The sequence below is a fragment of the Achromobacter sp. 1011811831 genome (genome assembly GCF_059760905.1).
Genome location: NZ_JCBANG010000133.1, coordinates 1 through 12,452 on the forward strand (window position 1 = coordinate 1; position 12,452 = coordinate 12,452).

Annotated in this window: 9 protein-coding genes; 3 read left to right on the forward strand and 6 right to left on the reverse strand. The window is 69.2% G+C overall.

Annotation, left to right across the window (positions count from 1 at the left end; translation table 11 throughout):
- Positions 1 to 185: 185 nt before the first annotated feature.
- The 4 genes from AC6LJ9_RS28790 to AC6LJ9_RS28805 all read right to left on the reverse strand — a co-directional run bounded on the left by AC6LJ9_RS28790 (position 186) and on the right by AC6LJ9_RS28805 (position 3,483).
- On the reverse strand, positions 186 to 1,214 hold the full coding sequence (locus AC6LJ9_RS28790; protein WP_498150208.1) for a DctP family TRAP transporter solute-binding subunit: 1,029 nt from the start codon (positions 1,212 to 1,214) through the stop codon (positions 186 to 188).
- Positions 1,215 to 1,284: 70 nt separating this feature from the next.
- Positions 1,285 to 2,583 carry a TRAP transporter large permease gene (locus AC6LJ9_RS28795; protein ID WP_498150209.1) on the reverse strand — a complete coding sequence of 433 codons (1,299 nt, stop codon included), beginning with the start codon at positions 2,581 to 2,583 and terminating at the stop codon, positions 1,285 to 1,287.
- Positions 2,580 to 3,107 (reverse strand): TRAP transporter small permease, encoded by a 528-nt coding sequence (locus AC6LJ9_RS28800; RefSeq protein WP_498150210.1) that lies wholly within the window; start codon positions 3,105 to 3,107, stop codon positions 2,580 to 2,582. The genes AC6LJ9_RS28795 and AC6LJ9_RS28800 overlap by 4 nt, the downstream gene beginning before the upstream one ends.
- Positions 3,108 to 3,243: 136 nt before the next feature.
- Positions 3,244 to 3,483, reverse strand: coding sequence for a hypothetical protein (locus AC6LJ9_RS28805; protein WP_498150211.1), 240 nt, complete (start codon positions 3,481 to 3,483; stop codon positions 3,244 to 3,246).
- Between AC6LJ9_RS28805 and purL the strand changes: the two genes are divergently transcribed.
- A complete protein-coding gene (purL, locus tag AC6LJ9_RS28810; RefSeq protein ID WP_498150212.1) occupies positions 3,466 to 7,524 on the forward strand; it encodes a phosphoribosylformylglycinamidine synthase in 4,059 nt (1,352 codons plus the stop codon). The two genes, AC6LJ9_RS28805 and purL, sit on opposite strands and share 18 nt — an antisense overlap.
- A gap of 187 nt (positions 7,525 to 7,711) precedes the next feature.
- Here the strand turns inward: purL and AC6LJ9_RS28815 are convergent, their stop codons facing one another.
- Both AC6LJ9_RS28815 and AC6LJ9_RS28820 read right to left on the reverse strand, forming a co-directional pair.
- Complete coding sequence (locus AC6LJ9_RS28815) at positions 7,712 to 8,398, reverse strand: DAPG hydrolase family protein (protein ID WP_103274928.1); 687 nt, start codon at positions 8,396 to 8,398, stop codon at positions 7,712 to 7,714.
- 13 nt (positions 8,399 to 8,411) lie between these two features.
- Entirely contained in the window at positions 8,412 to 9,647 is a 1,236-nt protein-coding gene (locus AC6LJ9_RS28820; RefSeq protein ID WP_498150213.1) for an MFS transporter, read from the reverse strand.
- 103 nt (positions 9,648 to 9,750) lie between these two features.
- Here AC6LJ9_RS28820 and AC6LJ9_RS28825 point away from each other — a divergent pair, with 103 nt between their 5' ends.
- Positions 9,751 to 10,503 carry an IclR family transcriptional regulator gene (locus tag AC6LJ9_RS28825; RefSeq protein WP_498150214.1) on the forward strand — a complete coding sequence of 251 codons (753 nt, stop codon included), beginning with the start codon at positions 9,751 to 9,753 and terminating at the stop codon, positions 10,501 to 10,503.
- Between the two features lie 237 nt (positions 10,504 to 10,740).
- Positions 10,741 to 12,366: a methyl-accepting chemotaxis protein gene (locus AC6LJ9_RS28830; protein ID WP_498150215.1), complete on the forward strand. Its 1,626-nt coding sequence runs from the start codon at positions 10,741 to 10,743 to the stop codon at positions 12,364 to 12,366.
- Positions 12,367 to 12,452: the final 86 nt, after the last annotated feature.

The following is a 12,452-nucleotide window of genomic DNA, read 5'->3' on the forward strand; positions in this document are numbered from 1 at the left end:
CTTGTGGCCGGCGCCCGTCCTAGATCGGCGGAACCTGCGTTCCGGCCTTGCTTGTGGCGGTCTCCCGGGCGGCTCTTCGCGCTGGCGCGCTGCGGCTGCCTCGGGAAACGGCCCGGCGGCGGCTCATGATGGCCGCCTTTCCCCCTGGGCTTGCTGCTAAATCCTTGCGGTGTGCTTCTTGGCCTTTACTTCTTGCGGGCCGCGATCGCCTTCTCGGCGGTGTTGACCAGGTCCTCGCCGATCTGCTTCTTCCACTTGTCGTAGACCGGCTTGGTGATCTTGGCGAAGGCGTCGTGGTCGGCCTGGGACAGCGAGGTCACGGTGACGCCGTGTCCTTCGATTTCCTTGAGCAGCGACGGGTCTTCCGGCGTCACGCCCTTGCGCGCGATGACGATCTGCTGCTTGCCGGCGTCCAGCGCGGCCTGGCGCACGATCTCGCGGTCCTTCTCGGACCAGGAGTTCCAGACCTCGCGGTTGACCACGAAGATCAGCGGGTCGGCCACGTAGTTCCACAGCGTCAGGTACTTCTGGCCCACGGTGTAGAGCTTGGAGCCGGTGTAGATGGACAGCGGGTTCTCCTGGCCGTCGACCGCGCCGCTGGCCAGCGCCGGCTGGGCGTCGGCCCAGCTCATCTGCGTGGGATTGGCGCCCAGCGCGGTGAAGGTGTCGATGTACAGCGGCGAGCCCACCACGCGCAGCTTCATGCCCTTCATGTCCTCGGGGCGCTTGATCTCGCGCTTGGAGTTCGACAGCTGGCGGTAGCCGTTCTCGCCCCAGGCCAGCGGCACCACGCCGGCCTTCTCGATGAGCTTGAACATCTCCTTGCCGACCTCGCCCTGCACCAGCGCGTCGATGGCGGCGTAGTCGGGCATCAGGAAGGGCAGGGAGAACAGGTTCAGCTGCTTGACCTGCGGCGACCAGTTGATGGTCGAGCCCACGGCCATGTCGATCACGCCCTGGCGGATGGCGGTGAATTCGCGGGTCTGGTCGCCCTGGACCAGCGAGGTGCCGGGATAGACCTTGATGTTGATGCGGCCCTGGGTGCGCTCGCGCACCAGGTTGGACCAGATCTCGGCGCCCTGGCCCCACGGGAAGGTGGTGCCGACGACGATGGAGAGCTTGTACTCGGGCTTGTAGGTCTGCGCGTGGGCGGGCGCCAGGGCGGCCACGGCGGCCGTGCTCAAGGCGGCGGCGATCCAATTGCGGAATTTCATCTTGCGTCTCCTCTCTTCTCGTTGTGATGTCCGTACACGTCCAGGCCGGCGCGCGGCGCGCGCCCGGCGTTCAATATCCCAGCTTGTGCGGCAGCCACAGCGCCAGTTGCGGGAACACCAGCACCGCCACCAGCACCAGGAACATCGCGCCCAGCAGCCACACCACCCAGGGCACCGTCGATTCCATCGGCACCCGCGCGATGCGGCACGACACCATCAGGTTCACCGCCAGCGGCGGAGTGAACTGGCCCAGCGCGACCTTCAGCGTCAGGATCACGCCGAACCACACCGGATCCCAGCCATAGGCATTGGCGATGGGCATGAGCAGCGGCACGAATATCAGGAAGATCGAGATGCCGTCCAGGAACATGCCCACCGTCATCAGCAGCAGGATCAGCAGCGCCAGCACGCCCCATTCGCCCAGCCCGGAATTGACGATGGCGTGCGTGATCGGGTCGATCACGCTGAGCGTGGACAGGGCCCAGGCGAAGATGCCGGCCAGCGTCACCACCAGCATGATCACGGCCGACAGCTCGGCGGCCTCGCGCAGGATAGTGAACAGATCGCGCGGCTTGATGCTGCGATGGATGAACATGCCCACGAACAGGCCGTAGAACACCGCCACCACGGCGGCCTCGGTCGGCGTGAACCAGCCCATGCGCATGCCGCCCAGGATCAGCACCGGCGCGGCCAGGCCCCAGGACGCCTCGCGCAGGCTCTGCCAGAACGGCGGGCGCGGCAGGTGCGCTTCCAGTCCGCCCATCTTGTGCTTGCGCGACAGCCACACGGCCGGGATGATCAGCGCGAAGCCGGCCAGGATGCCGGGCACCATGCCGGCGGCGAACAGCGCCGGCACCGAGGCGCCCGGCACCAGCACCGAGTAGATGATGAAGGCCACCGAGGGCGGGATCAGGATGTCGGTGGCGGCGCCGGCGGCCACCACCGCGGCCGAGAACGAGCCCGGATAGCCGGCGCGCGACATGGCGGTGATCATCACCGCGCCCACGGCGGCCGCGCAGGCCGGGCCGGAGCCGGAGATGCCGCCCAGGAACATGGCCACGGCGATCGACACCAGCGGCAGCATGCCCGGGCCGCGCCCGACGATGGCGATGGCGAAATCCACCAGGCGCTTGGCCACGCCCGAGCGGTCGAAGATCGAGCCGACCAGCACGAACATCGGGATCGCCAGCAGCGGGTACTTGGCCAGGCCGGCGTAGAAGTTCTGCGGCACGGTCAGGAGGCCATACCAGGGCGTGTCCAGGTTGGACAGCACGATGGCCACCGTGCCGCCCAGGCCCAGTGCCACGCCCACCGGCACGCCGATCAGCATCAGGACGATGAAGACCCCGAACAGGATGGCGGCGATCATGCGGGGCTCCGAAGGATGCGGCGCATCGCGCCCAGCACGCGCAGCGAGATGGCGGCGGCCATCACCGGCAGCCAGATCGAATACCACCAGGTCGGCACGCCAATGGCGGGCGAGGTCTCTTCGTAGATGTATTCGTCGGCCACCAGCTTGACCGACAGCACCGTCAGCAGCACGAAGAACAGCAGCACGCAGCCGTTGGCGACCAGGGCCATGATGCGCTGGCGTCGCGGCGAGCCGCTGTCGGCCAGGATCTCGATGCGGATGTGGTGGTTGCGCACGAAGGCCATGCTGCCGCCGGCCATGGTCAGCACGATCAGCAGGAAGACGGAGATTTCCTCGGTCCAGGCGAAGGACTGGTCGGTGAAGTAGCGCACCAGCACGTTCACGAAGGTGATCAGCGCCAGCGCCGCCAGCAAGATCACGGCCAGCCAGTCCTCGATGGCCAGCGGCACTTTCACGTCGGGTTCGGGTTCAACGGGAAGAATCGGTTCGGCGGGCTCTGGGTGGGCGTCGGAGCGGGACATTGTGAGGCGTTGCGGCTGGCGCGGCGTTGAGCGCGGATTGGAGGAAGTGTCGCAGCATCCTACCGTCGGGTTCCCGGCTGGGGTGTTCGTGTTTTCCCGCGTTTTTGGCGCTGGCTGTGCATGTTGCAATGCGGGATCAGATTTTCGGAAATCGCGATGGCCAGGCAGAATTTGCAGGAGATTCATGGATTTTCATGAATGCTGCGATGCGGGATCGAAGATTGATCAGGCTCGAATTTTTTTGTAACACCGCGCCGGAAGCGGACCATCGGACGCCGCCCGCGCGCGCGCTCCGGGAAAACCCGCTTAACAGGTAAAATCCTTGTTTTGCTCCTTCCTCAAATACGGCGCCCGCATCGTGTCCCTTGTTCAGCATCTGCCTGGTTCCTCCGTCCTGTCCTCCTTCCGCCGCGATCGCCTGCTGGCGCAACTGAAAGAGGCCGGCCTGCCGGTGGCCGACATCTCCGCCCGCTACGAGCACTTCGTCAACACCGATGCCGCCCTGACGGCCGCGCAGCAGCAACAGCTGGCCCAACTGCTGGACTACGGCACGCCCGTGACCGGCGATGCGCCCGCCAAGAGCCTGGAACTGCTGGTCATCCCGCGCCTGGGCACGATTTCCCCGTGGGCCAGCAAGGCCACCGACATCGCCCACAACTGTGGCCTGGACGCCGTGCGCCGCATCGAGCGCGGCGTGCGCTACGTGATCACGCCCGAGCGCGGCCTGCTGGGCGCCAAGAGCTTCGATGCCGCCATGCTGGCGCGCGCCGCCGACTGCCTGCATGACCGCATGACCGAAACCGTGGTCGACGCCGGCTTCGACGGCCAGGCGCTGTTCCAGACGCTGGCCGGCAAGCCCATGCGCACCGTGGCCGTGCAGGCGCGCGGCGCCGAGGCGCTGGTCGAGGCCAACGCCACGCTGGGCCTGGCGCTGTCCGACGACGAAATCGAATACCTGGCCAAGTCCTTCAGCGACCTGGGGCGCGACCCCACCGACGTCGAGCTGATGATGTTCGCCCAGGCCAACAGCGAGCACTGCCGCCACAAGATCTTCAACGCCCAGTGGGTGATCGACGGCCAGGAACAGCCCAACACGCTGTTCGGCATGATCCGCGCCACCCACAAGGCCCAGCCCGCCGGCACCGTGGTCGCCTATTCCGACAACGCCGCCATCATGGAAGGCGGTCCGGCCCAGCGCTTCCAGGCCGGCGTGCCCGGTCTGCCGGGCGCGGCGGGCGAGGGCGCCGACCAGGCCCGCTACATCCGCCGCGACACCACCGTGCACACCTTGATGAAGGTGGAAACGCACAACCACCCGACCGCCATCGCGCCGTTCCCCGGCGCCTCCACCGGCGCGGGCGGCGAGATCCGCGACGAAGGCGCCACCGGCCGAGGCTCCAAGCCCAAGGCCGGCCTGACCGGCTTCACCGTGTCGCACCTGCGCTTTCCGGACGCGCCGCAGCCCTGGGAAGCCGACCATCACGGCCTGCCGGACCGCATCGCCTCGCCGCTGTCCATCATGATCGACGGCCCCATCGGCGGCGCCGCCTTCAACAATGAATTCGGCCGTCCCAACCTGCTGGGCTATTTCCGCAGCTTCGAGCAGACCGCCGGCGACACGCGCTGGGGCTATCACAAGCCCATCATGATCGCGGGAGGCCTGGGCAGCATCGACGCCGGCCTCACGCACAAGGACGTGATCCCGCCGGGCGCGCTGCTGATCCAGCTGGGCGGCCCGGGCTTTCGCATCGGCATGGGCGGCGGCGCCGCGTCCAGCATCAGCATGGGCAGCAATTCGGCCGAGCTGGACTTCGATTCCGTCCAGCGCGGCAACCCCGAACTGGAGCGCCGCGCGCAGGAAGTCATCGACCGCTGCTGGCAGCAGGGCGAGCGCAACCCCATCATCGCCATCCATGACGTGGGCGCGGGCGGCCTGTCCAACGCCTTCCCCGAGCTGGTCAATGACGCCGGCCGTGGCGCCATCTTCGACCTGAAGCGCGTGCCGCTGGAAGAATCGGGCCTGTCGCCGGCCGAGATCTGGAGCAACGAATCGCAGGAACGCTACGTCCTGTCGATCCTGCCGCAGGACCTGGACCGCTTCGACGCCATCGCGCGCCGCGAGCGCTGCCCCTACGCGGTGGTGGGCGTGGCCACCGAAGAGCGCCAGCTGCGCGTGGTCGACGGCGAGGGCCTGCCGGGCCTGGACGCCATCCGCGCGCAGGGCGCCGATGAAGTGCGTCCGGTGGACGTGCCCATCGACGTGATCCTGGGCAAGCCGCCGCGCATGACGCGCGACGTCAAGCGCCTGCCCGGCGTGTCGGCCCCGCTGGACCTGGCCGGCATCGACCTGACCGAGGCCGCCTACCGCGTGCTGCGCCACCCCACCGTGGCCAACAAGTCCTTCCTCATCACCATCGGCGACCGCACCGTGGGCGGGCTGTCCAGCCGCGACCAGATGGTCGGCCCGTGGCAGGTGCCGGTGGCCGACTGCGCCGTGACGCTGGCCGACTACGAAGGCTTCCGTGGCGAAGCCATGTCCATGGGCGAACGCACGCCCATCGCCATGCTCGACGCGCCGGCCTCGGGCCGCATGGCCGTGGCCGAGGCCCTGACCAACCTGGCCGCCGCCGACGTGGCGCGCCTGGAAGACATCAAGCTGTCCGCCAACTGGATGGCCGCCTGCGGCGTGCCGGGCCAGGACGCGGCGCTGTACGACACCGTGTCGGCCGTCAGCGAGCTGTGCCAGGCCGCCGGCCTGTCCATCCCCGTCGGCAAGGACTCGCTGTCCATGAAGACCAGCTGGGAACAGGACGGCGAGCAGCGCCAGGTGGTGGCGCCGGTATCGCTGATCGTCACGGCCTTCGCGCCGGTGGCCGACGTGCGCGCCAGCCTCACGCCGCAGCTGCGCACCGACGCCGGCGACAGCGTGCTGATCCTGGTCGACCTGGGCCGAGGCCGCCATCGCATGGGCGGCTCGATCCTGGCGCAGGCCTACAACCAGGTCGGCGAGACCGTGCCGGACATCGACGCGCCGCAGGACCTGCGCGCCTTCTTCGTCACCATCCGCACGTTGGCCGAGGCCGGCACCATCCTGGCCTACCACGACCGTTCCGACGGCGGCCTGTTCGCCACGCTGACCGAAATGGCCTTCGCCGGCCGCACCGGCATCTCGGTCAACCTGGACATGCTGACCTTCGATCCGCAGTCGGCCGACTGGGGCGACTACAAGATCCGTCCCGAGCAGGTGGCGGTGCAGCGCGACGAGCTGACGCTCAAGGCCCTGTTCTCTGAAGAAGCCGGCGCCGTCATCCAGGTGCCGGCCGCGCAGCGCGACGCCGTCATGCAGGTGCTGCGCGGCGCCGGCCTGTCGGCCCACTCGCACGTGATCGGCGGCCTGAACGCGGCCGACGAGATCGAGTTCTACCGCGACGGCAAGAAGGTCTGGGGCCAGCCGCGCGCCGACCTGGGCCGCGCCTGGAGCGAGGTGTCCTACCGCATCATGGCGCGCCGCGACAACCCGGCCTGCGCCCAGGCCGAGCTGGATGTCTGGAGCGACACGCAGGATCCGGGCATGCAGCCGAACGTGGACTTCGATCCGCAGGAAGACATCGCCGCGCCGTACATCGCCACCGGCAAGCGTCCGCGCGTGGCCATCCTGCGCGAGCAGGGCTGCAACAGCCAGGTGGAAATGGGCTGGGCCTTCGACACCGCCGGCTTCGAGGCTTTCGACGTGCACATGACCGACCTGCTGGCCGGCCGCGTGGACCTGGCGGGCATGCAGGGCCTGGTGGCCGTGGGCGGCTTCAGCTACGGCGACGTGCTGGGCGCCGGCGAAGGCTGGGCCCGCACCATCCGCTTCAACAGCCGCCTGTCGGATCAGTTCGCCGCCTATTTCGCGCGTCCCGACACCTTCGCGCTGGGCGTGTGCAATGGCTGCCAGATGATGGCCGCGCTGGCGCCCATGATCCCCGGCGCCGAGGCCTGGCCGCGCTTCACGCGCAACCTGTCCGAGAAGTACGAGGCGCGCCTGGCCCTGGTGGAACTGGCCAAGTCGCCGTCGATCTTCTTCGCCGGCATGGATGGCGCGCGCATCCCGGTGGCCGTGGCTCACGGCGAAGGCTATGCCGATTTCTCGCAGCAGGGCGACGCTGGCCGCGTGCTGACGGCCGCGCGCTATATCGACAACCGCGGCCAGGCCACCGAGGCCTATCCGTTCAACCCCAACGGCAGCCCGGGCGGCCTGACCTCGGTCACGACCGCCGACGGCCGCTTCACGGTGATGATGCCGCACCCGGAACGCGTGACCCGCAACGTCATGATGTCCTGGGCGCCCGAGAAGTGGGGCAAGGCCGACGCCGGCGGCACGTTCAGCCCCTGGATGCGCATGTTCCGCAACGCGCGCGTCTGGCTGAAGTAAAGCGCCAGGCATCGCTCGGGCTGCAGGCAAAAGGCCCTCACCGCTTCAGGGCGGTGGGGCCTTTTTTCATGATGCGCCGCTTTCGTGACGGCGTTCTCGAGACCTTGCTTTTGATCCGCCGTCCTTGGAACGCCGTAGCCGGGCGGGCCCGGTCTCCGGCGCGTTGCGGTGGCCTGCGGCGCGGCGCTTACCAGGGCAGCGTCACCGGCTTGGCGTCGCGGTTGTCGCCGGCGTGAATGCCGGGCAGGAAGCGCGACAGGAAGGTGAACTCGTTGTAGCAATGCATGAGCAGCGCGCGGCCGAAGTCGTCGCTGAATTCAGCCTTGAGCTGGTCCGGCGTCCAGCCGTCGGCGACCAGGTCCTGGCCCATGTAGAAGTGGCTGCGCAGCGCCAGCCCCCATTTGGTGTCGCGGCCGATGTGCAGCAGGCGGCCGCCCAGCACTTCGCCCGTGGGCAGGCGTTGCGGCGTCGCACCCATGCCGACGCGGCCGCAGACGGCGGCCGAGATGGCGCCGCTGTCGCGCGCCGCGCGGTAGGCCTCGGCGCCAAAGAACTCGGCGGCGTCGCGGAACTGGATGGCCAGGTCGGCGGCGGGCATGCCGGTGAAGTACTCCTTCACCAGATGGATCGAGCCCACGTGCGTATCGGCGCTGCCTTCGGCCCAGTCGCTGGACACGTGGTCCACGGGGTGCCACCAGATGTACTCGCGCGTGCCGGGACGCGAGCGGAACCACCATTCGAACATCTCGCCCGTGCAGTTGTGCAGGTCGGTGCGGCAGGCCACGTGCAGCACGCCGTTGGGCAGCCGTTCAAAGCCGGTTTCCAGTTGCAGGGGGGCGGGGTCCAGCAGCAGGCTGGCTTGCGAGAGTTCCATGGCGCGAGTGTCCTCAGTCGTGACGGGGGGAGGGGCGCTGGCGGCCCATCGCGAGCGCGAAGGCGGCGGCCGACAGCAATGAAATCAGGCCGGCGCCGGCGAAGACGACGCCGGGCCCGCCGGGCAGGAATTCCATGAAGGAAGACAGGAACTGGCCGCAGAAGATGGCCATGGACAGATACGCCAGATGGCGGGCCCGCGCGCCGTCGGCGCTATGTTCGATGACCAGGTGGTTGAGCAGCGGAATCGACAGCCCGAATCCCAGCCCATGCAGCAGCGCGCCCGCCAGCAGCGCCGGCCATTGCGCGGGCGACTGCGCCACGGTGAAACAGCCGTGGGCGGCCGCGTAGGCCAGCAGCGCGGCGACCAGCACGGCGCGGCCGCTGGCGCGCCGGCCCAGCGCCGGCAGCAGCGCCGCGCCGCCCACCGCCACCAGCGAGATGAAGGACAGGAAATAGCCGGTGCCGGCCTCGTCTACGCCCAGGCCCGCGAGCCGGGCGGGCAGCATGATGATCCCGGCGAAGAACGCGACCATCGACAGCAGGGCGGCGGCGAAGGCGGTCTTGACCTGCGCCGGCATGGCGGCAGCGGCGGCGATCGGGCCGTCGCGGCGGGGCGCGGTCGATACGGATGTGGCAGATGCAGGCGCTGCGGTCGATGCGGCGGATGTGGGCGCTGCGGCCGCTGTGACGGGCACGCAGAGATGAACCAGCGCCAGCAGCGCCCAGGCGCACAGGTACAGCGCGAACGGCAGGCTCCAGCGCTGTTGCGCCAGCAGGCCGCCGGCGAACAGGAACAGCACGCCGCCCAGCTCGATGGCCATGCCCTGGCGCGCGATCATCGCCAGCCGCGCGCGGCCCGTGTAGAACGTGGAGATCAGTCCGGTGCCCGCCGCCATCACCAGCGCCGTGGCGCCGCCCAGCAGCAGCCGGTCGGCGTAGATCAGCCAGATGCCGCGCAGGTACGGGCCCGCCGCGCCCAGCAGACCGTACAGGAACAGGCCCAACATGAGCGCGCGCCGCAATCCGGCCCGTTCCATCAGGCGGGCGGCGGCCGGGCCGAACAGCACCACGCCCAGCGCGGGCAGCGTGACCAGCCAGCTGCCGCCGGACCCGACGCCCAGTTGCGCGGCGACGGCGGGCAGCCCCGGGACGATCACGCAGCCCACCATGATGGTGAGCGTGGCCACGGCGAGCAGCGTATGGCTTCCCAGGGCGGATAAACTCTGCGGGCCAGCGGGTGTGTTCACGATTAGTGTTCCGTACAATGGATGTGTGTTCCATTAATCGGATCGAATTGTCGTGACTTGCCCCTGGGCTGTCAAGACATGCCAAGAGAAACGGGATCGGGAAATGAGCGAAGACAACGACTCCGCGTCGGGACGCCAGGTGATTTCGCGCGCCGCCGCGGTGCTGCGCGCGCTGGCCGAAGACAACAGCGGCCAGAGCCTGGGCCAGATCGCGAAGAAGACGGACCTGCCGCGCACCACCGTGCACCGCATCGTCGCGGCGCTGGAAGCGCAGCAGCTGGCCGCCACCACGCCCGCCGGCGTCCGCCTGGGCCAGGCGCTGGTGCGGCTGGCGGCCTCGGCGCATACCGACGTGGTCGCCGCCGCGCGCCCCTTCGTCGAGGCGCTGGGGCGGCGGCTGCGCGAGACCGTGGACCTGTGCGTGTTCCGGGGCCAGCACGCGGTGTCGGTCGACCAGTTCGCCTCCGACCAGGAGCTGCGCGTGGTCGCGGCGGTGGGCACCGCCTATCCCATTCACTGCACCGCGCACGGCAAGGCCCTGCTGGCGCGCCTGGACGACGCGGCGCTGGAGGCGCTGCTGGGCGCGCGGCTGGAACGCCGCACCGCCAACACCATCACCGCGCGCAAGGATCTGCTGGCGCAGCTGGCCGAGGTCCGGACCCGGGGCTGGGCCCTGGACCTGGAGGAACACGCGGTCGGCATCTGCGGGATCGGCGTGCATATCGAGACGGGCCAATCCGAGCAGTACGCGCTGTCGGTCGCGCTACCGGCCGCGCGCTACGAAGGGCAGCTCGACACCTGCCTGGCGGCCTTGTTCCAGTGCAAGGCCGAGATTGAATCGCTGCTGGCCGGCTGACACGCATGGCGACCCTGGACGATCGTGATCGCGGCGGGGGGGCGGATGCGGCGGCAAGGGGAAGGGCTGAAATGTAATGAGATATTTAACTTTTCATTGCATCAAGCCGTAATAAGGGCACAGCCGCGCCGGCGTTCGGGCGCCCGCGCCGTCCATCCTCGCTTCCCGCTTCAGGATTTCCCCGTGCTCGGCCCTTGAACGCCTGGGCGCCGCTTTCGTGCAATCCCGGAGTGGCTCATGTTCAAGAACCTAAGCATCCGCGCGATCCTGACGACCGCGCTGGCCGTCTTTTTCGCGCTTTTCCTGGTCATCGGCATCGCCGTGCACCAGCAACTGTCGTCCAACCGCAGTTCCATCGAAGTCCTGCTCGACACCAACCTGGTGCGCGCCAACGCCGTCGATAACGCCGGCGCCGAACTGCTGCGCGCCCGCCTGGTCATGCTGGCGGCGCAGACCGCGCTGATGGAAGGCAAGTCCATCGACAGCCTGGCCAGCATGCAGCGGCTGGATGGCTACCTGAAGAAGTCCGCCGACCTGATCGACAGCGTGCGCAAGACGCCCGAGACCTCGCCCGTGGGCAAGCCGCTGTTCGAGGCCGTGCTGGCCGCCTATGACGTGTACCAGCGCGACGCCATCACGCCGATGGTCGCGGCCATCCGCGCCGGCAAGGCGCAGGAGGCCGGCAAGCTGAACCTGGAGAAGGTCACGCCGCTGGGCCTGGTCTTCACCGCCGCGATCCAGAAGTACGTGGACTTCGCCGACGAAGTGGGCCAGCGCGTGGCGCGCGAGGCGTCCAGCCGCATCAACGGCGCGCTGGCATTCCTGGTTGCCGCGCTGGCCGTGGTGGCGGCGCTGGTGGTGGGCGTGTACATGGTGTTCGCGCGCGCGGTCTTCCGGCCGCTGCACGAGGCCGGACGGCTGTTCGACAGCATCGCCGGCGGCGACCTGACCAATCGCGTCGAGCAGCGCGCCAACAATGAAATCGGCATCCTCTACGCGGCGGTCAAGCGCATGCAGGACAGCCTGGCCCGCACCGTCTCGGCCGTGCGCCACGGCGTCGAGGAAATCCATACCGGCGCGCGCGAGATCGCCGCCGGCAACATCGACTTGTCCTCGCGCACCGAGCAGCAGGCCGCCTCGCTGGAGGAAACCGCCGCCAGCATGGACGAACTGTCGTCCACCGTGCGCCACAACGCCGACAGCTCGCGCAGCGCCTCGGAACTGGCCGTGGCCGCGTCCGACGTGGCCACGCGCGGCGGCCGCGCCGTGGGCGAGGTGGTGGGCACCATGCGCGCCATCGCCGACAGCTCCAGCCGCATCGCCGACATCGTCGGCGTGATCGAGGGCATCGCCTTCCAGACCAACATCCTGGCGCTGAACGCCGCCGTGGAAGCGGCCCGCGCGGGCGAGCAGGGCAAGGGCTTCGCGGTGGTGGCCAGCGAAGTGCGCGCGCTGGCCCAGCGCAGCGGCCAGGCGGCCAAGGAAATCAAGGGCTTGATCGACGACTCGGTGCAGAAGGTCTCGATCGGTTCGGACCAGGTGGAGGCCGCCGGCGCCACCATGCAGGAGATCGTCGCCTCGGTGCGGCGCGTCACCAGCATCATCAATGAAATCTCCAATGCGTCCGAAGAGCAGTCGCGCGGCATCCAGCAGGTCAACCAGGCCGTCTCGCAGATGGACAGCGTGACCCAGCAGAACGCCGCGCTGGTCGAGCAGGCCGCTGCCTCGGCGGCGTCGCTGGAAACGCAATCGCAGCGCCTGCGCGAAGCGGTGGCGGTGTTCAAGCTGCAGACCGGCCGCGTGATCGAGGCCGACAGCCCGGCGTTGGGCCGAGGCGTCGAGCCCGCGCTGCTGGGCGCCTGATCGGGGCCGCCGCTCGCGGCGGGCCGGGCAGGGCGCTTGCGCCGCGACGCCGCCGGCTGGATCGGAGATTCCGGTCCGGCCGGCGG

Excerpts from the sequence above, each read along its gene's own strand:
- AC6LJ9_RS28800 (WP_498150210.1), bottom strand. The coding sequence starts at position 3,107 with ATGTCCCGCTCCGACGCCCACCCAGAGCCCGCCGAACCGATTCTTCCC.
- AC6LJ9_RS28825 (WP_498150214.1), top strand. The coding sequence starts at position 9,751 with ATGAGCGAAGACAACGACTCCGCGTCGGGACGCCAGGTGATTTCGCGC.
- AC6LJ9_RS28795 (WP_498150209.1), bottom strand. The coding sequence starts at position 2,583 with ATGATCGCCGCCATCCTGTTCGGGGTCTTCATCGTCCTGATGCTGATC.
- AC6LJ9_RS28805 (WP_498150211.1), bottom strand. The coding sequence starts at position 3,483 with ATGCTGAACAAGGGACACGATGCGGGCGCCGTATTTGAGGAAGGAGCA.
- AC6LJ9_RS28830 (WP_498150215.1), top strand. The coding sequence starts at position 10,741 with ATGTTCAAGAACCTAAGCATCCGCGCGATCCTGACGACCGCGCTGGCC.
- AC6LJ9_RS28790 (WP_498150208.1), bottom strand. The coding sequence starts at position 1,214 with ATGAAATTCCGCAATTGGATCGCCGCCGCCTTGAGCACGGCCGCCGTG.
- AC6LJ9_RS28815 (WP_103274928.1), bottom strand. The coding sequence starts at position 8,398 with ATGGAACTCTCGCAAGCCAGCCTGCTGCTGGACCCCGCCCCCCTGCAA.